We start from the raw sequence: 22582 nt of genomic DNA, 5'->3' as shown, positions 1-22582 counted from the left end.
ACCTCCTTTGTTCCGGAAACCCCATGACCACGCCTAAAAAGCTATTCATCAAGACCTATGGCTGCCAGATGAACGTCTATGACAGCGAACGCATGGCGGAATCGCTGGGCGGGCAGGGGTATGTGGAAACGCGAACCGCTGAAGAAGCGGATATGATCCTGCTGAACACATGCCATATCCGCGAGAAAGCCGCCGAGAAGGTCTATTCCGAGTTGGGCCGCCTCAAGGCGCTGAAGACCGAAAACCCGGACCTGAAAATCGGCGTGACAGGATGTGTCGCCCAGGCGGAGGGCGAGGAGATCATGCGCCGCCAGCCTGCTGTTGATCTGGTGGTCGGGCCGCAGTCCTACCACCGGTTGCCGCAAATGGAAGCACGGGTGCGGGCAGGGCAGACGGCGCTCGACACCGATTTCCCGGAAGAAGACAAGTTCGAAACCCTCAAAGGGCGGACCAAGGCGGTTCGCGCGCCTTCGGCGTTTTTGACTGTGCAGGAGGGATGCGACAAGTTTTGCGCCTTTTGCGTGGTGCCCTATACGCGGGGTGCGGAAGCCAGTCGCCCAGTGACGCGCATTCTCGACGAGGCGCGGGAGCTGGTTGATCGCGGTGTGCGTGAGCTCACCTTGCTGGGTCAGAACGTGAATGCCTATCACGGCACCGGGCCTGACGGCGCAGAGCATAGCCTTGCGCAGCTGATCTGGGCCCTGAATGACATTGATGGTTTGGAGCGGATCAGGTTCACCACCTCCCATCCGAACGATATGACCGACGACCTGATTGAGGCGCATGGCAGTTGCGACAAGCTGATGCCCTACCTGCATCTTCCGGTGCAATCCGGGTCAGACCGCATTCTCAAACGCATGAACCGCAGCCATACTGCTGAAAGCTATCTGCGGGTGATCGAGCGTATCCGGGCCGCACGCCCCGATATCCTGATGTCAGGCGATTTCATTGTCGGCTTTCCTGAAGAGACCGAAGAGGACTTTCAGGCGACCCTCGATCTGATCGAAAACGTGCGGTACGGCTACGCCTATTCCTTCAAGTATTCGACCCGTCCCGGGACACCGGCGGCCGAGCGCGCCCAGGTTGACGCGGATGTGGCGGATGAGCGGCTGCAGCGTATTCAGGCGCTGATCACGCGCCAGCAACAGGAAATTCAAAACGCCATGGTGGGTCGGGATTTGCATGTGCTGGTCGAAAAGCCGGGGCGCAACCCTGGTCAGATGGTGGGCAAGTCGGAATATCTGCATGCCGTGCACATCGAGAATTCGGACGCGGCGGTCGGCGATATCGTGCCGGTGAGAATCACTGAGGCCAAGCGAAACTCCTTGGCAGCAATAAGGCGAAATTAAGAGTTAATCTCGCACATGTCGTCAGCAATGCCCTTTTTGACACTGCAGTGATGCCAAAGCGTAGACAATACGTGCAAGTTCTTGCGCCTGATGATAGTTAGATTTTAAATAACGTGTTGATAAATTGTATTTCCTCGCGTGCATTTTGGCGTTGAGGATCGGTTTTGGGTTTAAAGTGAGGGACAGGGCTTTGGGTTTCAATATTTCCGATGCCGGACAAAGGCTGGCGTGCTTGGCGCTGAGCCTGACCGTTTCGCTGCAGGGCGGGGCAAGTGCTGCGCAGGAATCATCGCAGGGTGGTTTGGACAAGGGGCAGTACATCCCCACAATCTGGGTGGACCCGGATGGCTGTGAACATTGGGTGATGGATGACGGCGCGGAAGGGTTCATGACCCCGCATGTCAATCGCAACGGCATTCCGGTTTGCCGAGACGGAAATATCTGCGGCGTTTTGAATTCTGATCCGTTTTTTGCAAGTGGCAGTCCCGAGATCAGCGCGAGCGGGCGGGCCAGCCTCGAAGAATTCTTTGCAACCACACAGGCCAGATCTTTTGTGATCACCGGGCACACAGACAGCCAGGGATCGGATGCGTCCAACATGCGGCTTTCGCTGGCGCGGGCCAACACCGTTGCAAACGTCGCCCGATCGCAGGGTGCGGTTGTGTCGGACATTCGTGGTTTGGGTGAACGCCAGCCAAAGGCATCCAATGATACAGCATCTGGCCGGGCTCAGAACCGCCGTGTTGAAGTCACGTGCGTACGCTGAAGGGGCCTGCAGATGATACATAATAAATCGATTTTACTCGTTGCCTGTGCCGTCGCGATGACCGGATGTGGCGAATTGAGTGCCAACAAAACCTCTGACCGGGGTATCGACTCCAAAGAGTTGCTGGAGTTGCAGGCCGGCATATGGGTCGATCCCAATGGCTGTGATCATTGGATTATCGATGATGGGTTGGAAGGCTATCTGTCTGCACGACTTGATCGCAAAACCGGCAAACCGGTGTGTTCGGGCATCGCCGCACCGACGCAAACCACCGGTGAATTCAAAGGTGGCGCGACGACGATCATCGGCGATATTTTCTGATCTTGCGCAGTCATGACCATTCTGGGCGCGCTGGTATCACCGGCGCGCCTTTTTTCGGTCCGGCGAATGTTTCAATGTTGTGATTTCCACGCGGTTGCGCTTGTGTTGAGCGCATGTAATTGGCACCGTCATTTGTAACCCCATGCTTGAGGAACAGCGATTGGCCCCCAGCGATCCGAGTCCAACAGAAACGTTGATTGCCGCGCCCGGCGGTACAATTGATTTCCCTGATAATCGTTTATTGATCGATTTGTGCGGCGCATATGATGCCAATCTTGCGCAAATCGAAAAGGCGCTGGGCGTTCAGATTGTGCGCCGGGGCAATGAGCTTGCCGTTTTGGGGGATGCCGAGGCTCGGACAGATGCCATTCGCGTGCTGCACGCGCTTTACGCCCGTCTTGAAAGTGGTCGCGCGGTGGAGGCCGGTGATGTGGATCGTGAATTGCGGATGGGCCCCTTCGAGGAGGCGACCGGCACGCGGGATGGCGACCAGTTGGAAATGCCGATTGGCAATCGCATCGAAATTCAGACCCGTAAAAAACGGGTAGAGCCACGCACAGAAGCGCAAAAAGCCTATGTCCAATCTCTCTTTGACAATGAGCTGGCCTTCGGCATCGGCCCGGCGGGCACCGGCAAAACCTATCTTGCAGTGGCTGTGGGCGTGTCGATGTTCCTTGCAGGTCAGGTGGATAAGATCATCCTGTCGCGCCCCGCGGTTGAAGCCGGTGAGCGCCTGGGCTTTTTGCCGGGGGATATGAAAGACAAGGTCGATCCCTACATGCAGCCGCTTTATGATGCGCTTGGGGATTTCCTGCCCGGCAAGCAACTGGCAAAGCTGATCGAAGAAAAGCAGATTGAAATCGCGCCCCTGGCCTTTATGCGCGGTCGTACGCTTTCCAATGCCTTTGTGGTGCTGGATGAGGCGCAAAATGCGACGTCCATGCAGATGAAGATGTTTTTGACCCGGCTGGGCGAAGGATCGCGCATGGTGATTACCGGTGACAGAACCCAGATCGACCTGCCTCGCGGGGTTTCGTCAGGTCTGGCTGACGCGGAGCGGCTTCTGAAATCGATCCCCAAAATAAGTTTCAACTACTTCACTTCCAAAGATGTTGTGCGCCATCCGCTCGTGGCGGCGATCATTGAGGCCTATGAAGCAGAGACACCCTCGGCGTGAGGCCGATGCCGGGCCTGCGCGATACATCGGATAAATCATGTTGGACATTCTGATTGAAGCGTCCGGCTGGCGCGAAATCGCTGTGGATGCACTGGCCAAGCAGGCCATTTCGCAAACGCTGGCGCAGGTCAGTTTACCGGTGGAACAGGTGGATATCTCCTTGCTGGCCTGTGATGACGCGCGGATTGTAACGCTGAACGAGGCGTTTCGGGGCAAACCGGTTGCGACAAACGTGTTGAGCTGGCCGGCGGTTGATTTATCCGCCGGGATCGAGGGGCACGCACCGGCACCGCCAAAGCCCGATTTTGATGGGTCTTTCGAGTTGGGCGACATCGCAATCGCCTATGAAACCTGTGCGCGCGAAGCGGTTGACTTGCAAAAATCTCTGGAAGATCACGCGACCCATCTGATTGTTCACGGGCTGTTACATCTTTTGGGATACGATCATGTCCGTGACCGCGATGCCACGCTGATGCAGGCATTGGAAACCGAAATACTTGGCAAAATGGGTGTTGATGACCCATATTAACGCTGATCGGCCCCGGAGCCGAGCCATTCTTGAACAGGACCCAATGGGCGACAACGACGGACAGTCTGACGCAGCGCAACGCGCGCATGTCGAAACAGACAAAACTTCAGAACCTGAACCTTCCAGGCCAGGTGGTTTTTTCAGCCGAGTGATCGGGGCCTTGAGCCCATCGGAATCAGAGGCGGCAGTGCCCTTGGCTGCGGCGCTTCAGGAACGTCCGCAGACCCATGGGATGATCAACCTCAGACGCATGCGGGTTGAGGATGTTTCTATTCCCAAGGCGGATATCACGGCGATCCCTGCGACCGCCTCGCTGGAAGAAGTCGTCGCCATCTTCAAGGAAAGTGGTCTGACGCGATTGCCTGCCTATGATGGCACGCTGGACACGCCGATTGGATTGCTCCACCTCAAGGACCTTGCGCTGACCCATGGATTCAATGGCGACAGTCATGAATTCGATATGCGGGCCATGCTGCGCCCGTTGCTCTTTGTGCCACCCTCCATGACCATCGGTGTCTTGCTGACGAAAATGCAGGCCGAACGCCGTCATATGGCGCTGGTCATTGACGAATATGGCGGCGTTGATGGCCTTGTGACCATTGAGGATTTGATCGAGCAGGTCATCGGTGAGATTGAGGATGAGCATGACGTCGACGAAGGGCTGTATTGGACGCAGGAAAAACCGGGGTGTTATCTGGCGCTGGCCAAAACCCCGCTGGATGATTTTGAAGCCGAAATTGGACAATCACTGACCGAACACGACGAAGTGGACGAGGAAGAAATCGACACCTTGGGTGGGCTAGTCTTTATGCTCTCCGGCCGCGTGCCGGCGCGTGGGGAGGTGGTGGTGCACCCGGACGGCCCGGAGTTTGAGGTTCTTGACGCTGATCCGCGCCGCATCAAACGATTGCGTGTACGCACCGGGACGCACGCCGCATAATGGTCAAAACCATCCCGAGACAGAACAAACCTTGGGGGTGGTACACACGCTTGCCGCGTCTGGGCCGCATGGCAATCGCAGCGGTCTTGGGGGCGATTGCGCCCTTGGGGCAGGCACCTTACGGCCAGCCGCTGGTCATGTTGCTGGTCTTCTCACTCGCGTTTCTGACCCTGCGCCGTCAAAGGCGCCCCTGGAATGCCGCGTTGATCGGTTGGGCCTTTGGTGTTGGGTATTTCGCTGTCGCGCTGGCCTGGATCGTGGAGCCCTTTCAGGTTGATCCTGACCGGCATGCCTGGATGGCGCCCTTTGCTTTGGTGCTCATGAGCATGGGGCTCGCGCTTTTTTGGGGCGGGGCATTCTGGCTGGCGCGATTATTGTCATCACGCACCTGGCCGCTGATCCTAACGTGGACCGCTGCAGAGGTGCTGCGCGCCTATTTGTTCACCGGGTTTCCCTGGGCCAGTCCTGCGCAGGCGCTGGTGGGGGGGGCTGCCGGGCAGGGGCTTGCGTGGGCGGGACCGCACGGCATGACGTTGTGGCTGATGTCAATCGCCTGGGCGCTGTCTTTCCCCGCGGTCTACCGGAAACGCGGTGTAATGCGCGCGGGGCAGGCGGTTTTGCTGTGCAGCACAGCGGCGCTTTTCTATCTTCCGCCTTCTGCACCGCCAGCACCCCTCACACCTCACACCGTGCGCCTGATCCAGCCCAATGCGGCACAACATCTGAAGTGGCGATCCGATCACACGCAAACATTTTTCGACAGGCAGTTGGCGTTCACGGCGGCGGCACCAGAAGCAGGTAAGCCAATGCCCGATCTGACCGTCTGGCCGGAGACGGCGATTCTCTGGACATTGGAAACGGCGGGACCGGCATTGCGCCAAATCGCCGAAGCGGCAGAGGGAAAGCCAGTCACCCTCGGGCTTTTGCGCCGCGATGAGGATGCGCTTTACAATGCCATGGTCCTTTTAGACGCCGCAGGGTCGCCAACGCAGATCTATGACAAACACCACCTGGTACCCTTTGGCGAATACATTCCTTTTGCCAACCTGCTGAACCGGTTTGGTATTATGGGCCTGGCTCAGACATCATCGACCGGGTTTGCCAGCGGGCCCGGCGCTGAAGTACTCGATTTTGGTGCCCTTGGGTCGGGTTTGCCGCTCATTTGTTATGAAGCCGTCTTTGCACACGGCGTAGGCGCTGTGGAAGAACGTCCGGACTTTCTGTTGCAAATTACAAATGACGCCTGGTTCGGGCAAAATGTCGGACCGCAACAGCATTTGGCGCAAGCCCGCATGCGCGCGATTGAACAGGGCCTGCCGTTGATGCGTGCGGCGAACACTGGAATTTCGGCCATGATCGATCCACAAGGCCGTATCCTCGCGAGCTTGCCGATGGGCGTCGCGGGATTTCTGGATGTACCCCTGCCCGCTCCGATGGCCCCAACATTTTACAGCCAAACAGGCGACACGCCGATCATTGTTTTGCTGGCATTGGGTCTTCTGTGCACACGGCTGGGTAGAAGGCGGCAGAATTAGATTGACGGGTGATGGCGGGCCACGTAAGCACGCTCGAACGTGCCGCAACGGCTTCCTGGCGTGGCACAGTATTTGTCTTATCGGAGCAATTCATGTCTCGTAAAAATTATGTATTCACCTCGGAATCCGTTTCGGAGGGGCACCCTGATAAGGTGTGCGACCGTATTTCAGACGCGGTATTGGACGCTTTTCTTGCCGCGGAACCCGAAGCGCGCGTCGCAGCGGAAACCTTCGCGACCACAAATAGAGTTGTGATCGGTGGCGAAGTAGGGCTGTCGGATAAAGAAGCGCTCAAGGATTACATGGGCCGTATCGAGGAGATCGCGCGCGCCTGCATCAAGGATATCGGTTACGAGCAGGATAAGTTTCACCACGCGACATGTGAAATCACCAATCTGCTGCACGAACAGTCGGCGCATATTGCCCAGGGCGTGAACGCCAGCGGGAACAAGGATGAGGGCGCAGGCGATCAGGGTATCATGTTCGGGTTTGCCACCAATGAGACACCGGAATTGATGCCAGCCCCGATCCACTACGCCCACGCCGTGTTGCGTCGTTTGGCGGAAGTGCGCAAGGATGGTACTGAGCCCACATTGCGGCCGGACGCCAAGAGCCAATTGTCGGTCCAGTATGAGGACGGGAAACCGGTTGGTGTTACGTCCATCGTGCTGTCGACCCAACATGCGGATGAAAACCAGACCTCACAGGACATCCGCGCGATTGTTGAACCCTATATTCGTGAGGTTCTGCCGGAGGGATGGATCACCGAAGCCACCGAATGGTGGGTGAATCCCACCGGCACTTTTGTGATTGGCGGGCCGGATGGCGACGCGGGCCTGACGGGGCGGAAAATCATTGTCGATACCTATGGTGGTGCCGCGCCACATGGTGGCGGCGCGTTCTCGGGCAAGGACCCGACGAAAGTGGACCGTTCTGCTGCTTATGTGTCGCGCTATCTGGCGAAGAACGTGGTGGCCTCAGGCCTTGCGGACAAATGCACCATTCAGCTGAGCTATGCGATTGGTGTGAGCAAACCGCTGTCGATCTATTGTGACACCTTTGGCACGGGTGAGATGGATGACAGCGTGATCGAAGCGGCTATTGGTCAGATCATTGACCTGACACCACGCGGTATCCGCGAACATCTCAGTCTCAACCGACCGATCTATGCCCGCACCGCCGCTTATGGCCATTTCGGACGTGCGCCAGAGGCTGATGGTGGCTTCAGCTGGGAAAAAACAGACTTGGTCGATGCATTGAAAGCCGCTGTCTAATGGTCTCTGCTCGCTGAATTCGGCGTTGGGCATTTGCCTCTGAACCAAGGCACGCATGACTATGATGCCTGTCTGATAGCAAGATATCGTGTGCCACTACTTTTTTGATTTTCCGAACAGGCTTGGCTTGACCGGTTTTCTTTTGCGCTGAACGGACGCCGGTGCCTCCTGCGGCGCTTGCAGCCGTCGCGGTTTCGATGGGGTCACCTTGGCAGCATCGCTGATCGGAGCGGCCTCAGGTACGGCACCCGGTTCCAGCGATTTCACAAAATTCTGCGCGGCGAATGCCTCCTCCGAGATGTCCGTCCCCTGATACCGTCCAAGGTCGTCCAGAAACTCCCACAGGCGCATGCAGGATCTTTCGATCCGATCATACCGATCCGCAAGCTGGTCGGCACTCAGCGCCGGGGCTTCGCGCAAATCGCGTAATTGCCGCATGACACGGCTAACAACAGGTTTGATTTCATTGGCGCATTCGGTTGAGAACCGTTCCAGCACTTCTTCCATCTGTTTGCGCTTGCCGTCCTGGGTTTCCATGCCAATGGCCAGGTGCGATTTCTGCAGTGCATTGATCGAAGCGCGCCTGAAGGAAGAGGCGGAGATGTCATCCTTGGTAATGTAATCGCTGCACCCGCGTTTCAGGGCCTCAATCGCGATCTCATTCTGGCCATCACCGGCGACCATGATGATCGCAGCCTGGCGGTTGTGCGGATCAAGGCGAATGGCATCCAGAGCTTGCAACCCGTTACCATCGGGCAGGTTATAGTCCACGAAGATCAAATCGAACTTGTCGCTCTGGAGTTTTGCCCCCATCGTTTCAAGACAATCCGCCTGAACCACATGGGTGTCAAATTCCAACTCATCGATCAGACGCAACAGCCGCGCCCGGTCAAAGCGTTGGTCATCGACGATCAAGATACTCGCGAACTTGGGTAGGGCGGTCACGCTGGGCGCAAGCTTTGCGTGTATTTTTCCCATCTGGCTCAATGATCTGCCTCCCTCTGGAGCAATACCTATCTGGCACTCTCTGTAGCAGCGCCTTCTTAATTCTTGATGAAACAGTGAAGGCCATTGAGCAGATGACATTGCGGTAGCGGCTGGTCCAAGCTAAAGGCCTCGCATGTCGCAGAAATCCCGCCCCCGCAGAAACTTCTATGGACGTTTGAAAGGCAAGAGCCTCAAGCGATCACAGAAGGTATATTTGGATGAGGATCTGGGCGCTTTGTCGGCTGGCCTGGTCTCTTGGGAAGACAATCCAGACCGCATACCACTTGATCTGCCTGGGCTGTTTGGTGGCAAACCGGTTTGGCTCGAGATCGGATTTGGCGGGGGAGAGCACATGGTGCACCAGGCCAGCAACAACCCTGAGGTCGGCCTGATCGGGGCAGAACCCTACATCAACGGTGTCGCGATGCTTCTGGGGAAAATCAGACGCGCCGGTGTTGACAATCTCGCGGTGCATCCCGGTGATGTGCGTGACCTTTTCGACGTTTTGCCGGAAAACACGATAGACCGCGCCTTCTTGCTCTACCCGGATCCTTGGCCGAAAGCGCGCCACCATCGTCGTCGGTTTGTCACGCCGGAACATCTGCAACCGCTGGCCAAGGCCCTGAAACCCGGCGCGATCTTTCGTGTCGCAACGGATATCGAAGACTATGTGCGGCAGACCCTGGAAGAGGTGCCAAAGCATGGGTTTGAGTGGTTAGCCGAGCGACCGCGAGACTGGCGGCAGCCTTGGGACGACTGGATTTCCACGCGATATGAACAAAAGGCCCTGCGTGAGGGGCGCACCCCCCACTATCTGACGTTCCAAAAGAGCTGACCCAGGCGGAGCCATGGGGGCTGGACCCTCCGGGGCGCAGCCGTTAAGCCTCGCGCAACATCAGACTTAACCGAGAAATACCATGTCCAGCCACGGCGCGCCCATTCCCATGACCTCACGCCCCTGCGGCCCTCTCACAGGCGAAGCGCGGGTGCCGGGTGACAAATCCATTTCTCACCGTTCACTGATCCTTGGGGCGCTCAGCGTCGGCAAAACCGAGATCACCGGATTGCTTGAAGGGCAGGACGTGCTCGATACGGCTGATGCGATGCGGGCTTTTGGCGCGGAGGTCACCGACCATGGCAATGGCGATTGGTCGGTCTTCGGCGTAGGTGTCGGTGGCTTTGCGGAGCCTGAGAACGTGATCGATTGTGGGAACTCCGGCACCGGTGTTCGGTTGATCATGGGCGCCATGGCCACCTCCCCGATCAGCGCGACCTTTACCGGGGACGCATCGCTCAACGGGCGCCCGATGGCACGGGTGACCGATCCTTTGGCGCTCTTCGGCACGCAGGCGTACGGACGGGCCGGGGGGCGTTTGCCCATGACCATCGTGGGGGCCGTTGACCCTGTACCCGTTGAATACACGGTGCCAGTGCCGTCGGCACAGGTGAAGTCGGCGGTGTTGCTGGCCGGGTTGAACGCACCGGGCAAGACGATCGTGATCGAGGCCGAAGCCACGCGCGATCACACCGAACGTATGCTGGCAGGCTTTGGCGCGGAGATCACCGTCGAGGAAACGGAGGCGGGCCGCGTCATCACCCTGACCGGGCAGCCAGAGCTGAAGCCGCAGAAGATCGACGTGCCACGTGATCCGTCGTCGGCGGCTTTCCCGGTCTGTGCAGCGCTGATCGTGCCGGGCTCGGATGTGCTGGTGCCCGGCATCGGGTTGAACCCGACGCGCGCCGGGCTCTACACCACGCTGCGCGAGATGGGCGCGGATCTGACCTATGAGAACGAACGCACCGAGGGCGGGGAGCCTGTGGCTGATTTGCGCGCGCGGTTCTCACCGGACCTCAAAGGCATCGAGGTGCCGCCCGAGCGTGCCGCCAGCATGATCGATGAATACCCGGTGCTCTCCGTGGTTGCGGCCTTCGCACAAGGCCAGACCGTGATGCGCGGCGTCAAGGAACTGCGGGTCAAGGAAAGCGACCGTATCGATGCGATGGCGGTGGGTCTGCGTGCCAATGGCATTACCGTGGACGAGGGCCCGGATTGGTGGACGGTGACGGGCCTTGGGCATGGGAACGTGCCGGGCGGTGCAACCTGCGCCAGCCATCTGGATCACCGGATTGCCATGTCATTTCTGATCCTCGGGATGGCCACGCAAAACCCGGTGAGCGTGGATGATGGCGGGCCGATTGCCACCTCCTTTCCGATCTTTGAGCCACTTATGTCTGCCCTGGGCGCGCAATTGGTGCGCAACAATCAGTGACACGCTATGGCCAAAACCTTCACAATCGCGGTTGATGGCCCTGCTGCGGCGGGCAAGGGGACGATCTCCAAGGCGGTCGCGGCGCATTTCGGCTTTGCGCATCTGGATACCGGGCTGCTGTACCGCGCCGTGGGCGCAAAACTGCTTTTGGGTATGGAGCCGATCATGGCGGCGCAGACGCTGACCGCCGAAGACCTAGAGGCAGATGATTTGCGCAGCCCCGAGGTGGCACAGGCCGCGAGTAAAGTGGCCGTGATTGCTGAAGTGCGCGCCGCTTTGCTTGATTTTCAGCGCAGTTTCGCCCGTCGGGCAGGCGGTGCTGTCTTGGATGGGCGGGACATTGGCACGGTCATTTGCCCCAATGCTGAGGCCAAGCTCTTTGTGACCGCCAGTGCAGAGGTGCGCGCGGACAGGCGTTTTGCCGAACTGGCCGCATCAGGTGCCGCGATCAGCCGCGCCCAGGTGCTCGCCGATGTTAAAGAACGCGATGCCCGGGATCGGGACCGCGCCGAAGCCCCCCTGAAGCCTGCAGAAGATGCGGTTGAGATCGACACCTCGGAGATGAAGATCGAGGCCGCGATCGAGGCCGCAATCGCAGTGATTGAGGCGAAGCGGGCGGGCTAGGCCGGAATCACCGGTGGTGTCTGTGACCCGCGACGCTTTGCACAAACTCCGGCTGGTTCCGCTAAAACGGCCTGTTTCGATTTGGCGGCGATTACAGGGGCCGTGGGTCCTTATCGATTGAATTTGCTTCCGGCGCGCGCCCGCGATGTTGCAAACTGATCACCAAAGGGTGCTTGGTGTTTGATGCCCCGCGCGGCTAGCCTAACCGCATAACGACGGCGAAAGGCATTTCAATGGCACGACTTCTCATCACGTTGGTCCTGGTTTTTTGGGGATCTCTCAGTTTGGCACAGGAAAACGATACAACAGAGGGCGCGCCCGCGGTTGAGCCACCGATGACACTGGAACGCCTCGCAGAGATTATTCTGGTCATCGATGCCGAAGCACAGCTGCGCGGTGCAGCCATTGAATTCACGGTGCAGGACATTCCGGTGGTTGTCATTGCCGATCCGCGCGCGGATCGCATGCGGGCGATGGTGCCGATCAGATCGGCGGAAGGCCTGAACGCAGAAGAATTGATGCGCCTGATGCAGGCCAATTTTGATAGCGCCTTGGACGCCCGCTACGCCGTGGCCCAGGGCAGGCTATGGGGGGTTTTCATCCACCCACTGTCACCGCTGCAACACGAGCAATTCCTCTCCGCCATCGCGCAGACGATTAACGTCGCGCGGACCTATGGGCAGACCTATTCCGGCGGCGCGCAAGTCTTCGGCGGTGGGGACAGCAACGGCATTTATCAGGACCTGCTGGATGAATTGCGCAAGGGACAGGCCCTCTAGCACAAATGTCTGACAGCAGGCAAAATGCGCAGATGGGTTGATCCCGGACAAAAACCCCTCTATACGCGCGAGCGTTGACAAGGCGGGAACAGCCTTTGCAGCTGAGCAAACGAGCAGGGTCGGTGCAAACCGGCCCTTCGTTTGTTAAATGCATTGGTTCCGCGCGTATCGGCAGATCAAATCCAAAGACCGGCGGAGACAACCGCACGGCCAGAAACAAACGTACAAAGGAACACACGCTACATGGCGCAAAACGCAACTATGGAAGACTTCGAAGCCCTTTTGGAAGAAAGCTTCGAAATGGACACACCCGAAGAAGGGTCTGTTGTCAAAGGCAAGGTGATCGCAATCGAAGCGGGCCAAGCCATCATCGACGTCGGCTACAAAATGGAAGGCCGTGTCGAACTCAAAGAATTCGCAGATCCGGGCGAAGCGCCCAAAATCGAAGTTGGTGATGAGGTTGAAGTCTTCCTCCGCCAGGTCGAAAGCTCGCGTGGCGAAGCTGTCATTTCCCGCGAAATGGCCCGCCGTGAAGAAGCCTGGGATCGTCTGGAAAAAGCCTATGCCGATGAAGAGCGCGTTGAAGGCGCCATCTTCGGTCGTGTCAAAGGCGGCTTTACCGTCGACCTTGGCGGTGCCGTGGCCTTCCTGCCCGGCTCCCAGGTTGATGTGCGTCCCGTGCGTGACGCGGGCCCGTTGATGGGTCTGAAACAGCCGTTCCAGATCCTGAAAATGGACCGTCGCCGGGGCAACATCGTGGTATCGCGTCGTGCGATCCTCGAAGAATCCCGTGCCGAACAGCGCGCCGAAGTGATCGGCAACCTGACCGAAGGTCAAACGGTCGACGGTGTGGTCAAGAACATCACCGAATACGGGGCCTTCGTGGATCTTGGCGGTGTCGACGGCCTGCTGCACGTCACAGATATGGCATGGCGCCGGGTCAACCACCCGTCTGAAATTCTGGCGATTGGCGAGACGATCAAGGTGCAGGTCATCAAGATCAACAAAGATACACACCGTATCTCCCTCGGCATGAAGCAGCTGCAGGAAGATCCATGGGATCTGGTGGCCGCGAAATATCCGCTGGAGTCCACGCACACAGGCCGCGTGACCAACATCACCGATTACGGTGCCTTTGTTGAGCTCGAAGCCGGTGTTGAAGGTCTTGTGCACGTCTCCGAGATGTCCTGGACCAAGAAGAACGTGCATCCGGGCAAGATCGTTTCCACCAGCCAGGAAGTCGAAGTCATGGTTCTGGAAATCGACGGTGCCAAGCGCCGCGTGTCTCTGGGCCTGAAACAGACCATGCGCAACCCATGGGAAGTGTTTGCAGAAACACACCCCGAGGGCACAGAGGTCGAAGGCGAAGTCAAGAACATCACCGAGTTTGGTCTGTTCGTGGGCCTCGACGGCGACATCGACGGCATGGTGCACCTCTCCGACCTCAGCTGGGACGAGCGGGGCGAGGATGCGATCCAGAACTACCGCAAAGGCGACATGGTGCATGCCGTTGTCTCCGAGGTGGACGTTGAGAAAGAGCGCATTTCCCTGTCGATCAAGGCCGTTGGTGGCGACAAGTTCGCCGAAGCCGTTGGTGGCGTGAAGCGCGGCTCGATCGTGACCGTGACCGTGACAGCCATCGAAGACGGTGGTGTCGAAGTGGAATACGAAGGCATGAAGTCCTTCATCCGTCGCTCCGATCTGTCGCGTGACCGAGCCGAACAGCGCCCTGAGCGTTTCTCGGTTGGTGACAAGGTCGACGTGCGCATCACAAATGTGGACAACAAGACCCGTCGTCTTGGCGTCTCCATCAAAGCGCGCGAAATCGCCGAAGAAAAAGAAGCCGTGGAACAGTACGGGTCTTCGGACTCCGGCGCATCCTTGGGCGATATCCTCGGCGCGGCGCTCAAAGGCGACGAATAAGCGCTTCGCTCGATCTGAAAATTCGAGGGCCCCGCAGAGCAATCTGCGGGGCCTTTTTCATCGGCACCAGCGAGCGTATTTTTCTGCGGCGATCTGGGTAGCGGGGCTGTTACCAATGCCTTTCAACAGCACCCGGTCAGACCAAAATACGCTTCTTTTGCTGAAGATCAGATGGATGTCGGGGCGCCGCGAATCATTTGGGAATGCTGCGACGCAGCAATGCGGGCGGTCTGGCCCGAAAAACCGAGATTGCCGGTAAGCCCGCGAAAAGCCGCACAAATACAGCGCCTTCGACGCAAAAAACTGTGAAAGGCGGGCAATGGTTCACTTTCCGTAGGCCTGCTTTCTTTCTATAGTTCGTCAAAGGGGCGCGAGAAAATACGCCCTAAAATCCAAAGAGGGGTGCTGCCATGATCCGTTCCGAGCTGATCCAAAAGATCGCAGATGAAAATCCACATCTTTATCAGCGAGACGTCGAGCGTATCGTCAACACCATCTTCGAAGAGGTCACCGGGGCCATGTCGCGCGGGGATCGGGTTGAGCTTCGTGGCTTTGGAGCCTTCTCGGTGAAAAAACGGGATGCGCGCGTAGGTCGCAATCCGCGCACCGGCGAAACCGTACACGTCGAGGAAAAGCATGTGCCCTTCTTCAAGACCGGAAAACTGCTGCGTGATCGTTTGAACGGGAAATCCTGATGCGCTACATCCGCTACGCCTGCATTGCGACCTTTGCGGCTGCTTTGATCTCTGTGGCAATTGCCAATCGTCAGATGGTTTCGCTGCAACTGATCCCTTCGGAAGTGGCCGGATGGTTTCATATGAACCCTGGCATCGATCTGCCGCTCTTCATCGTGATTTTCGGCGGGATTGTTGTCGGGCTTCTGGTCGGGTTCGTCTGGGAGTGGGTGCGTGAGCACAACCAGCGCGCCGAAGCGGCCCGCCAGGCCCGCGAGATGCGTCGGCTGGAACGTGAGATCGCTAAGCTCAAGGGCGAAAAACACGAAGGCAAGGATGAGGTTCTGGCGCTTCTGGATGAAGCGAGTTGACCTGAGTATCTTGCATTGGCGCGGGGACCGTGATCAAACCCGGCCATGCCTGAGGACACCTCTGTAAAAATCTGTGGATTGAGCACAGCGAAAGACCTGTCAGCGGCTGCTGAAGCGGGGGCTGCCTACTGCGGCTTTGTCTTTTTCGATAAATCTCCGCGCAACCTGTCGCTGACCACAGCGCGTGCCTTGGCCCTCGACGCGCCGCTGGGGCTCGCCAAGGTTGCGTTGATCGTCGATGCGGATGACGCCTTTCTTGATGCGGTGACCGCCCAGGTGCCGCTGGATATGCTTCAGTTGCACGGGCATGAAACTCCCAAGCGTGTTACCGAGATCAAGGCACGTTATGGCCTGCCGGTCATGAAAGCGGTGGGGGTTGCTGATGCGTCGGATTTACCTCTGCTGGAAAGCTATCTGAAAGTAGCCGATCAGATTCTGGTCGATGCCAAGCCGCCGAAGGATGCCGCGCTGCCGGGCGGCAATGGGTTATCGTTCGATTGGCGGCTGATCGCCGGACGCCGGTGGCCGATCCCGTGGATGCTGGCGGGCGGGCTGACGCCCGAAAACGTGGGCGAAGCCATTGCCATGACAGGTGCGAAACAGGTGGATGTGTCCTCGGGCGTAGAGCACGCACCCGGAGAGAAAGACCCGGAGCTGATCAAAGCTTTCGTGAAGGCGGCCCACGCATGAACGTTACCTTCCGCCCCGCAAAACGCGAGGAGGTCGCGGACATCATCGCGCTGCTGCAGGACGATGCGCTTGGCGCGACCCGCGAGGGCAGTGATCTGGAGCTTTATCTCAGCGCGTTTGACAGGATGGCTGAAGAAGGCGGCAACCAGTTGATTGTCGGTGAGATGGACGGTCGCGTGATCGCGACTTATCAACTGACCTTCATCACCGGGCTTTCCCTGCGCGCCGCGCGCCGGGCGCAGATTGAAAGCGTTCGGGTGTCCAGCGACTTGCGCGGCCAGGGCATCGGGCACCTGATGATCGAGGATGCGGTGGTGCGTTCAAAGGCCGCAGGGTGCAGCCTGATGCAGCTGACCATGAACAAAAGTCGCACTGATACGGCGCGGTTCTACGGTGACCTTGGCTTTACCCCTTCGCACATCGGGTATAAACGCAATCTGATCTGACAGGAGTGCGCGGGATGGCGAACGATCTATTCAATTCTTTCATGACCGGCCCGGACGAGAATGGCCGATTTGGCAATTTTGGCGGGCGGTTCGTCTCCGAGACGTTGATGCCGCTGATCCTGGAGTTGGAAGAACAATATGAGGTGGCCAAGACCGACGAGAGCTTCTGGGCGGAGATGGACCATCTCTGGACCCATTATGTGGGCCGACCCAGCCCGCTCTATCACGCCGAACGGCTGACCGAGCATCTGGGCGGTGCCAAGGTCTACATGAAGCGCGACGAGCTCAACCACACCGGCGCGCATAAGATCAACAACGTGCTGGGTCAGATCATCCTGGCGCGCCGCATGGGTAAGACCCGGATCATCGCGGAGACCGGCGCAGGCCAGCATGGTGTGGCCACGGCCACCGTCTGCGCCAAGTTCGGGCTGAAATGCGTGGTCTACATGGGCGCGCATGATGTCGAGCGTCAGGCGCCCAACGTCTTCCGCATGCGTTTGCTCGGCGCCGAGGTGGTGCCGGTGACCTCCGGACGCGGCACGCTCAAGGACGCGATGAACGATGCGTTGCGCGACTGGGTGACGAACGTCCGCGATACCTTCTACTGCATTGGTACGGTTGCGGGCCCGCACCCGTACCCGGCCATGGTGCGCGATTTCCAGGCGATCATCGGCAAGGAAGTCCGCGAGCAGATGACCGCAGCGGAAGGGCGTTTTCCGGATACACTGATTGCCGCGATTGGTGGCGGGTCAAACGCGATGGGCCTGTTCTACCCGTTCCTCGATGACAAGGAAGTGGGGATCATCGGCGTTGAGGCTGGCGGCAAGGGTGTGAATGCCAAGATGGAACATTGCGCGTCCCTGACCGGTGGTCGCCCGGGTGTGCTGCATGGCAACCGCACCTATCTGTTGCAGGATGATGATGGCCAGATCCTCGAAGGCTTCTCGATCTCCGCCGGTCTCGACTACCCCGGCATCGGGCCCGAGCACGCCTGGCTGCACGACATTGGCCGCGCCGAATACGTGTCGATCACGGATAAGGAAGCCTTGGCGGCGTTCCAGCTTTGCTGCGAGTTGGAAGGGATCATCCCCGCGCTGGAGCCCAGCCATGCGCTGGCGCATGTGATGAAAATCGCCCCGGACCTGCCCAAAGATCACATCATCTGCATGAATATGTGTGGGCGCGGCGATAAGGATATTTTCACTGTTGCCAAAGCCTTGGACTTCGAGATGGGTGAATTCGCTTAAAACCGTCGCAGAATCCCTGACGGGCCTACCTGGTCATTTTGAAGTGCTTTTGACCCAATGGTCACGATCGCAATGGGAGAACGAGTGATGGATCGCTATCGCGTGACGGCTGATTGGAAAGCGGCGTACCCTGATCCGATTGCTCTGAGCGCGGGTGAAGAACTCTGGTTGACCGGAAAGTCAGACATGTGGGACGGACATGTCTGGGTCTGGGCGCGAAATCAAAGGGGCAAAGAGGGCTGGATACCCGACACGCTGGTTCAAAGTCGTGTCGGTAAGACCTATGCGAATGCAGATTTTTCTGCGGTCGAGCTGACGTCTCACCGAGGCGAAGAACTGCTCGCCCTCAGCGAGACGCACGGCTGGATACTATGCAGGGCACAAAACGGAGCGGAAGGCTGGGTGCCCGCAAGAAATCTCAGCGCAATCTGATCAGAACTTCTGGCTTGGTGGCATCACGCGGGCAAAGCGTGCGCCTGCAGCACCTTTAACGGCACGATTTCCAGCGCCCGCCGGTGCGTAGCGGCAAGATGTACCTTGGGCGCACAGCCCTCGTCATGGGCCTGCAGAAACCGGCCCGCGCAGAGGCACCAGGGATCGCCGGATTTGAGGCCAGCAAAGCCAAACTCAGGCCGTGGCGTGCTCAGATCATTGCCGACGTATTTCGAATAGGCCAGGAATTCGTCGGTCATCACGGCACACACGGTATGGCTGCCCTGATCGGCGGCGCAGGTATTGCATTGACCATCGCGAAAAAAACCAGTCACAGGATCGGTGCCACAGACGGCGAGCGCCTGGCCTAATACATTTATGCTCTCATCTTTCTCCATCGGCGCCTCCTTGCAGGCTGTCTGCAATGTCCCGGAACATCGCAACGTTCTGCCGCTGCACTGTTTTATCGCGAAATTGCAAATCAGCGGCGGTCAGGGCGATCACGACGCCCGCCTCTTCATTGATGTAGAGGTATTGTCCGTAAATGCCACGTCCCATGTATTCGCGCGGTCGCGCGTCACGGGGCATCCACCATTGGTAGCCATAGCCCATCTGATCCGCATCTGTCGGTGCCGACGGTGTGGTCGAGGCGATCACCCAGTCGCGCGGCACGATTTGCTTGCCGTTCCACAGCCCTTGCTGCAGATACATCTGCCCAAACCGGGCATAGTCGCGCGTCGTGCTGTTGAGCCCGCCCAGAACAAAGGCCACGCCCGTGCCATCGGTCAGATAATAGGGTGTACGCTCAACGCCCAGCGGCGTGATGATCCTGTCGCCCATCAGATCAATGATCGACCGCCCGGTGGCCGCGCGGATCACCATGCCCAGAACATGGGTGTCGATGGAGACATATTTCCAATCGGTGCCGGGCGCGGCAAAGGTATCGGTCAGGCCCGCCGCAAAGGCATCCATTTCGCCGCCCAGGGCCAGAATGCGCCCCATGCGGTTGATGTCGGATTTCTGGTCCAGATAGTCCTCGTCGAAAGTCACACCAGTGGCCATGTTGAGCACGTTTCGAATGGTCGCCTTGTGGTAGGCCCCGTCGCGCAGCGCCGGCACATAGTCGATGACCCGGTCATCCAAACTGTTGATGCTGCCCTCTGCCAGAACAACGCCCATCAGGGCGGAGAGATAGCTTTTGGCCATCGACCAACTGACGCGCAGATCATCCGGCTGCGTCCCCTGCAGGTAGCGCTCGTAGACGATGGCACCATCCTTGAGCACGACAACCGACGTCACGTTTCGGTCTTGCGCAAATTGTTCAAACCCATCGGGCAGGGAGGCTTCAGCGCCTCCGGGCAGGGGGGATGCAGGGCCATCCCCGCGTGGGATCGGGGCATTCAGAAACGCCCGATCCATATGGTTGAAGTTTTCGACGATCTGATCTGGAAGAAAGAGGCTGTTCACAGCGATCAGCCGAAAGAGTTCTTCGCGTTTCCAATAGCCCATGACCAGGCCTGCGAGCATCAGCGCGACCACGAGCCGCACAACCCATTTCAAAATGCTGTGCATGTCAGGTCTGATCCTGCCCGGTCGCGCCGACCCATTTCACCCACCGACCGTGGAAGTCACCGCGGCCAAGGTGTAGCGTCACATCGCCTGGCCACAGGCGCAGGGTGATCGCCGCACCAACAGCACCGGTTGTGTCGCCATCGCTCTCCATGGACAACCACGCCAGCGGTCGGGTTTCAGTGGCCCGTTGCCCCGCAGCTTCGATCAGGGACCTGCCACGTTCTTGCGCATCGGGTGGAAAATATTGCCAGGCAACGGTGTGTTGGATCAGATGCACATGGCCTTCGGGCGCTTCGTTTAATCGTGTGTCCAGCCAATCGATTGCATCGCCCTGCACGATTTCAGCGGTCATCACCGAGGCTGCGGCGCGGGTTAGGGCGAGCCGATGGGGCTGGTCCGGCCAGAGGTAGGCGATCAGCCGCAACAGATCCGTGGCGTTGGCAGGATCGAGCGGGTTCAGGTCGACGCCCGCGCGCGCTGCGATCTTGGGGCGTGTGACCGGCGGCATGGGCCCTGTCCAATCGGGCGACAGGGTCAGCGCGGGGTTTTGTGGGGCGATCTGCAGCTTCGGCAGCGACAGCGCGTAGTGATCCCACATCAGGTTCAGGCCACCGCTTGCCCCCAGTTCCGAGATCACAAACGGCAGATCGAAACGCTCGGCAGCGACGCCGGCGCCTGCCATCAGGGCCGCAGACCGGCGCACTTCGTTTGTCTGCGGCGGGCTGGTGACCCAGTCGAGCATGAAATCTTCATGCGCGATCATCGCCGCCTGCACCGCTTGCCACAACGCCTGATCGGACACTTTCTGTGGCGGGTAGACGGCGGCGAGCTCCGGGGCCTGCCCGGTCAGAACCAAAGCGTGAAGCCCACCGGCCGTGCGCAGAGGCAGGGATGCCCCAGCAGGACCAATGTCACCGGTAAAACGCGCGAGCGCAGCGTCCAGTTTGCTGTCACGCGGCCAGTGTTCCGCCAGCAGCCGCAGCAATTGCGCCATGAAAGGCGAGCCCAGTCTTTCGCAGCTGATCGCCTGTTCCCGAAAGGCCAAAGGCAGGTTCATCGAAAGCGCTCCAGCAGCTTTTGGATCGCCGACTTGCTCTCGGTTACGGCCTCCGCTGGTTCCGGCGTGGCAGCTGCGGTTTTTGGGACAGCTTCGGCTGATGCCTTGGGCTTTGGGGCTTTCTGGCCGGTTCCCGACCGCGGCGGCGACACCCGCAGCGCGACCGCATTCATGAATTTGGGCGGATCACCTGCGGCCAGGAAAGGCGCGCCATCACTGACGCCGCGCAAAACGTCCTCCAGCCAGGTCTCGTCGGTCTTGGCGAAATCATGCAAGACATAGGCGGGCACGCGATCCTTGTGCCCGGGGTGGCCAACGCCCAGCCGCACCCGTGCGTAGTCAGGTCCGATATGTGCATGCACCGACCGCAGCCCGTTGTGCCCCGCGTGGCCGCCGCCCACCTTGTGTTTCACCTTGCCCGGCGCAAGATCGATCTCGTCGTGCAGGACAACCACATCCTCGGGGTCCAGTTTGTAGAATCGCATCGCCGCCTGCACCGACTGGCCGGAGTTGTTCATGAAGGTCTCGGGCTTCAACAGCACCGCACGGTCCGAGCCAAAGCGTCCTTCGGTGATGCTGCCCTGATGCTTGCCTTTCCAGGGGCCAAACCCGTGGTCGTCGGCCATGCGGTCCAGCGCCATAAAGCCGATGTTATGCCGATGACGGGCATATTTCGCGCCTGGATTGCCCAGGCCAACGATCAGTTTCATGGCGTTGCTCCTTTATGTTGCGATGCAGCCTAGCAAAGGCCTGCCCGAAACGAAATACGGGGCCGCAAAGGGCCCCGCATTCACCATATTCGAAGAGATTGTCTTATTCTTCAGTGGCTTCTGCTTCTGCCTCTGGTGCATCTTCACCCTCGGCTGCATCGTCTTCATCTTCGTCGTCAGACGAGGCCAGACCCGCAGGTGCGGACAGCTGCGCAATCACGAAATCACGGTCGATCGTCGGCTTGGCGCCTTCCGGCAGCGTCACCGAGGAAATCGTGATGTTGTCGCCAATCTCCATCTCGGAAATGTCGATGGTGACGTGATCGGGGATGTCACCCGCGGTCACGATCAGCTCAACTTCCGGACGGATCAGCGTCAGCACGCCGCCTTTCTTCAGGCCGGGCGCTACATCTTCGCCTTCCACTTCAACCGCGATGAAGAGGTTGATCTTGGTGGTGCGGCGCAGGCGCATGAAATCGATATGCGTTGGCAGGTCCTTGACCACGTGGCGCTGCACATCACGGCAGATCACACGCACGTCGTCGTGGCCGTCTACTTTCATGTTGAACAGGGTCGACTTGAACCGTCCTGCGCGCAGCTTCTTGATCAGCACGTTGAACGGAATGTTGATCGGCAGCGGGTCAACGTCGCCACCAAATACAATCCCAGGAACCATGCCATCGCGGCGTGCCTGACGAGCGGCGCCCTTGCCTGTCCCCGTCCGTTCCTGAGCTTCAAGATCCGGAATTGCTCCAGCCATCTTTAGTCTCCAATATGTTAAGGGCGGGCCTCCTCCAAGGCTGTAGACCCGCGTGAAGTCGCGCGTATAGACCGGTTTGCGCAGCATGAAAAGAAGTTTTTCGCACCCTGTCTCTTGCGGGGGATCGGACCCCGTGTCACGCATCGAGC

At 59.0% G+C, this 22582-nt stretch carries 25 protein-coding genes and 1 riboswitch; of the genes, 19 read left to right on the top strand and 6 right to left on the bottom strand.

Features of this window, described 5'->3' with window-relative positions; genetic code table 11:
- Positions 1–23: 23 nt before the first annotated feature.
- From miaB to metK, 8 genes are all read left to right on the top strand, one after another.
- Complete coding sequence (miaB, locus tag Q1A63_RS14550) at positions 24–1349, top strand: tRNA (N6-isopentenyl adenosine(37)-C2)-methylthiotransferase MiaB (RefSeq protein WP_298973694.1); 1326 nt, start codon at positions 24–26, stop codon at positions 1347–1349.
- Positions 1350–1539: 190 nt separating this feature from the next.
- Positions 1540–2115 (top strand): OmpA family protein, encoded by a 576-nt coding sequence (locus Q1A63_RS14545; RefSeq protein ID WP_298973690.1) that lies wholly within the window; start codon positions 1540–1542, stop codon positions 2113–2115.
- A gap of 12 nt (positions 2116–2127) precedes the next feature.
- The gene (locus tag Q1A63_RS14540) at positions 2128–2436 is read left to right on the top strand and encodes a hypothetical protein (protein ID WP_298973689.1); all 309 of its coding nucleotides are present in this window, start codon (positions 2128–2130) and stop codon (positions 2434–2436) included.
- Between the two features lie 160 nt (positions 2437–2596).
- Entirely contained in the window at positions 2597–3613 is a 1017-nt protein-coding gene (locus Q1A63_RS14535) for a PhoH family protein (protein ID WP_298974367.1), read from the top strand.
- 34 nt (positions 3614–3647) lie between these two features.
- Positions 3648–4142 (top strand): rRNA maturation RNase YbeY, encoded by a 495-nt coding sequence (gene ybeY, locus Q1A63_RS14530; protein WP_298974366.1) that lies wholly within the window; start codon positions 3648–3650, stop codon positions 4140–4142.
- A 43-nt stretch (positions 4143–4185) separates the two neighbouring features.
- Positions 4186–5082: a hemolysin family protein gene (locus tag Q1A63_RS14525; protein ID WP_298974365.1), complete on the top strand. Its 897-nt coding sequence runs from the start codon at positions 4186–4188 to the stop codon at positions 5080–5082.
- 68 nt (positions 5083–5150) lie between these two features.
- The gene (gene lnt / locus Q1A63_RS14520; RefSeq protein ID WP_298973688.1) at positions 5151–6617 is read left to right on the top strand and encodes an apolipoprotein N-acyltransferase; all 1467 of its coding nucleotides are present in this window, start codon (positions 5151–5153) and stop codon (positions 6615–6617) included.
- A 36-nt stretch (positions 6618–6653) separates the two neighbouring features.
- A riboswitch (SAM-SAH riboswitch) is annotated at positions 6654–6705 on the top strand.
- Positions 6706–6709: 4 nt separating this feature from the next.
- Positions 6710–7891: a methionine adenosyltransferase gene (metK, locus tag Q1A63_RS14515; protein ID WP_298973687.1), complete on the top strand. Its 1182-nt coding sequence runs from the start codon at positions 6710–6712 to the stop codon at positions 7889–7891.
- A gap of 96 nt (positions 7892–7987) precedes the next feature.
- On the opposite strand, the gene Q1A63_RS14510 is transcribed toward metK, so the two are convergent.
- Positions 7988–8869 (bottom strand): response regulator, encoded by an 882-nt coding sequence (locus Q1A63_RS14510; RefSeq protein WP_299632138.1) that lies wholly within the window; start codon positions 8867–8869, stop codon positions 7988–7990.
- Between the two features lie 142 nt (positions 8870–9011).
- On the opposite strand from Q1A63_RS14510, the gene trmB reads away from it, so the two are divergent.
- From trmB to Q1A63_RS14455, 11 genes are all read left to right on the top strand, one after another.
- Positions 9012–9713, top strand: coding sequence for a tRNA (guanosine(46)-N7)-methyltransferase TrmB (gene trmB / locus Q1A63_RS14505; protein WP_298973684.1), 702 nt, complete (start codon positions 9012–9014; stop codon positions 9711–9713).
- 82 nt (positions 9714–9795) lie between these two features.
- Positions 9796–11148 (top strand): 3-phosphoshikimate 1-carboxyvinyltransferase, encoded by a 1353-nt coding sequence (gene aroA / locus Q1A63_RS14500; RefSeq protein ID WP_298973682.1) that lies wholly within the window; start codon positions 9796–9798, stop codon positions 11146–11148.
- Between the two features lie 6 nt (positions 11149–11154).
- Positions 11155–11772, top strand: coding sequence for a d(CMP) kinase (locus Q1A63_RS14495; protein ID WP_299402959.1), 618 nt, complete (start codon positions 11155–11157; stop codon positions 11770–11772).
- 233 nt (positions 11773–12005) lie between these two features.
- Positions 12006–12551, top strand: coding sequence for a hypothetical protein (locus tag Q1A63_RS14490; RefSeq protein WP_299402961.1), 546 nt, complete (start codon positions 12006–12008; stop codon positions 12549–12551).
- Between the two features lie 141 nt (positions 12552–12692).
- Positions 12693–14474 carry a 30S ribosomal protein S1 gene (rpsA, locus tag Q1A63_RS14485; protein ID WP_366524366.1) on the top strand — a complete coding sequence of 594 codons (1782 nt, stop codon included), beginning with the start codon at positions 12693–12695 and terminating at the stop codon, positions 14472–14474.
- A gap of 410 nt (positions 14475–14884) precedes the next feature.
- Positions 14885–15169, top strand: a complete 285-nt coding sequence (gene ihfB, locus Q1A63_RS14480; protein WP_298973675.1) for an integration host factor subunit beta — start codon at positions 14885–14887, stop codon at positions 15167–15169.
- Entirely contained in the window at positions 15169–15519 is a 351-nt protein-coding gene (locus Q1A63_RS14475) for a LapA family protein (RefSeq protein WP_298973673.1), read from the top strand. Before ihfB ends, Q1A63_RS14475 begins: the two co-directional genes overlap by 1 nt.
- A 45-nt stretch (positions 15520–15564) precedes the next feature.
- Complete coding sequence (locus tag Q1A63_RS14470) at positions 15565–16209, top strand: phosphoribosylanthranilate isomerase (RefSeq protein WP_298973672.1); 645 nt, start codon at positions 15565–15567, stop codon at positions 16207–16209.
- The gene (locus tag Q1A63_RS14465; protein WP_298973670.1) at positions 16206–16655 is read left to right on the top strand and encodes a GNAT family N-acetyltransferase; all 450 of its coding nucleotides are present in this window, start codon (positions 16206–16208) and stop codon (positions 16653–16655) included. Before Q1A63_RS14470 ends, Q1A63_RS14465 begins: the two co-directional genes overlap by 4 nt.
- Positions 16656–16669: 14 nt before the next feature.
- Positions 16670–17902 (top strand): tryptophan synthase subunit beta, encoded by a 1233-nt coding sequence (trpB, locus tag Q1A63_RS14460; RefSeq protein WP_298973668.1) that lies wholly within the window; start codon positions 16670–16672, stop codon positions 17900–17902.
- Between the two features lie 57 nt (positions 17903–17959).
- Entirely contained in the window at positions 17960–18334 is a 375-nt protein-coding gene (locus Q1A63_RS14455) for an SH3 domain-containing protein (protein ID WP_298973667.1), read from the top strand.
- 23 nt (positions 18335–18357) lie between these two features.
- Here the strand turns inward: Q1A63_RS14455 and Q1A63_RS14450 are convergent, their stop codons facing one another.
- The 5 genes from Q1A63_RS14450 to Q1A63_RS14430 all read right to left on the bottom strand — a co-directional run bounded on the left by Q1A63_RS14450 (position 18358) and on the right by Q1A63_RS14430 (position 22433).
- Positions 18358–18732 carry a DUF2237 domain-containing protein gene (locus Q1A63_RS14450; protein WP_298973665.1) on the bottom strand — a complete coding sequence of 125 codons (375 nt, stop codon included), beginning with the start codon at positions 18730–18732 and terminating at the stop codon, positions 18358–18360.
- Entirely contained in the window at positions 18719–19906 is a 1188-nt protein-coding gene (locus Q1A63_RS14445) for a serine hydrolase (protein WP_298973663.1), read from the bottom strand. The genes Q1A63_RS14450 and Q1A63_RS14445 overlap by 14 nt, the downstream gene beginning before the upstream one ends.
- Position 19907: 1 nt before the next feature.
- Positions 19908–20963 (bottom strand): DUF2332 family protein, encoded by a 1056-nt coding sequence (locus Q1A63_RS14440; RefSeq protein WP_298973661.1) that lies wholly within the window; start codon positions 20961–20963, stop codon positions 19908–19910.
- Complete coding sequence (gene pth / locus Q1A63_RS14435) at positions 20960–21673, bottom strand: aminoacyl-tRNA hydrolase (RefSeq protein ID WP_298973659.1); 714 nt, start codon at positions 21671–21673, stop codon at positions 20960–20962. The genes Q1A63_RS14440 and pth overlap by 4 nt, the downstream gene beginning before the upstream one ends.
- A gap of 103 nt (positions 21674–21776) precedes the next feature.
- Positions 21777–22433, bottom strand: a complete 657-nt coding sequence (locus tag Q1A63_RS14430) for a 50S ribosomal protein L25/general stress protein Ctc (protein WP_298973657.1) — start codon at positions 22431–22433, stop codon at positions 21777–21779.
- Positions 22434–22582: the final 149 nt, after the last annotated feature.

This window comes from uncultured Roseobacter sp. (assembly GCF_947499265.1).
In the GTDB taxonomy this organism is placed as follows: domain Bacteria; phylum Pseudomonadota; class Alphaproteobacteria; order Rhodobacterales; family Rhodobacteraceae; genus Roseobacter.
Note: the sequence above shows the minus strand (reverse complement) of the source record. Positions and strands in the feature narration are given on the sequence as shown.

What these genes read in the sequence shown, in the direction of transcription:
- Q1A63_RS14450 (WP_298973665.1), bottom strand. Translation starts at nt 18,732, where the DNA reads ATGGAGAAAGATGAGAGCATAAATGTATTAGGCCAGGCGCTCGCCGTC.
- Q1A63_RS14540 (WP_298973689.1), top strand. Translation starts at nt 2,128, where the DNA reads ATGATACATAATAAATCGATTTTACTCGTTGCCTGTGCCGTCGCGATG.
- miaB (WP_298973694.1), top strand. Translation starts at nt 24, where the DNA reads ATGACCACGCCTAAAAAGCTATTCATCAAGACCTATGGCTGCCAGATG.
- trmB (WP_298973684.1), top strand. Translation starts at nt 9,012, where the DNA reads ATGTCGCAGAAATCCCGCCCCCGCAGAAACTTCTATGGACGTTTGAAA.
- Q1A63_RS14465 (WP_298973670.1), top strand. Translation starts at nt 16,206, where the DNA reads ATGAACGTTACCTTCCGCCCCGCAAAACGCGAGGAGGTCGCGGACATC.
- trpB (WP_298973668.1), top strand. Translation starts at nt 16,670, where the DNA reads ATGGCGAACGATCTATTCAATTCTTTCATGACCGGCCCGGACGAGAAT.
- Q1A63_RS14440 (WP_298973661.1), bottom strand. Translation starts at nt 20,963, where the DNA reads ATGAACCTGCCTTTGGCCTTTCGGGAACAGGCGATCAGCTGCGAAAGA.
- pth (WP_298973659.1), bottom strand. Translation starts at nt 21,673, where the DNA reads ATGAAACTGATCGTTGGCCTGGGCAATCCAGGCGCGAAATATGCCCGT.
- Q1A63_RS14455 (WP_298973667.1), top strand. Translation starts at nt 17,960, where the DNA reads ATGGTCACGATCGCAATGGGAGAACGAGTGATGGATCGCTATCGCGTG.
- Q1A63_RS14445 (WP_298973663.1), bottom strand. Translation starts at nt 19,906, where the DNA reads ATGCACAGCATTTTGAAATGGGTTGTGCGGCTCGTGGTCGCGCTGATG.
- Q1A63_RS14510 (WP_299632138.1), bottom strand. Translation starts at nt 8,869, where the DNA reads ATGGGAAAAATACACGCAAAGCTTGCGCCCAGCGTGACCGCCCTACCC.
- Q1A63_RS14475 (WP_298973673.1), top strand. Translation starts at nt 15,169, where the DNA reads ATGCGCTACATCCGCTACGCCTGCATTGCGACCTTTGCGGCTGCTTTG.
- metK (WP_298973687.1), top strand. Translation starts at nt 6,710, where the DNA reads ATGTCTCGTAAAAATTATGTATTCACCTCGGAATCCGTTTCGGAGGGG.
- Q1A63_RS14470 (WP_298973672.1), top strand. Translation starts at nt 15,565, where the DNA reads ATGCCTGAGGACACCTCTGTAAAAATCTGTGGATTGAGCACAGCGAAA.
- Q1A63_RS14490 (WP_299402961.1), top strand. Translation starts at nt 12,006, where the DNA reads ATGGCACGACTTCTCATCACGTTGGTCCTGGTTTTTTGGGGATCTCTC.
- lnt (WP_298973688.1), top strand. Translation starts at nt 5,151, where the DNA reads ATGGCAATCGCAGCGGTCTTGGGGGCGATTGCGCCCTTGGGGCAGGCA.
- aroA (WP_298973682.1), top strand. Translation starts at nt 9,796, where the DNA reads ATGTCCAGCCACGGCGCGCCCATTCCCATGACCTCACGCCCCTGCGGC.
- ihfB (WP_298973675.1), top strand. Translation starts at nt 14,885, where the DNA reads ATGATCCGTTCCGAGCTGATCCAAAAGATCGCAGATGAAAATCCACAT.
- Q1A63_RS14495 (WP_299402959.1), top strand. Translation starts at nt 11,155, where the DNA reads ATGGCCAAAACCTTCACAATCGCGGTTGATGGCCCTGCTGCGGCGGGC.
- Q1A63_RS14525 (WP_298974365.1), top strand. Translation starts at nt 4,186, where the DNA reads ATGGGCGACAACGACGGACAGTCTGACGCAGCGCAACGCGCGCATGTC.
- Q1A63_RS14430 (WP_298973657.1), bottom strand. Translation starts at nt 22,433, where the DNA reads ATGGCTGGAGCAATTCCGGATCTTGAAGCTCAGGAACGGACGGGGACA.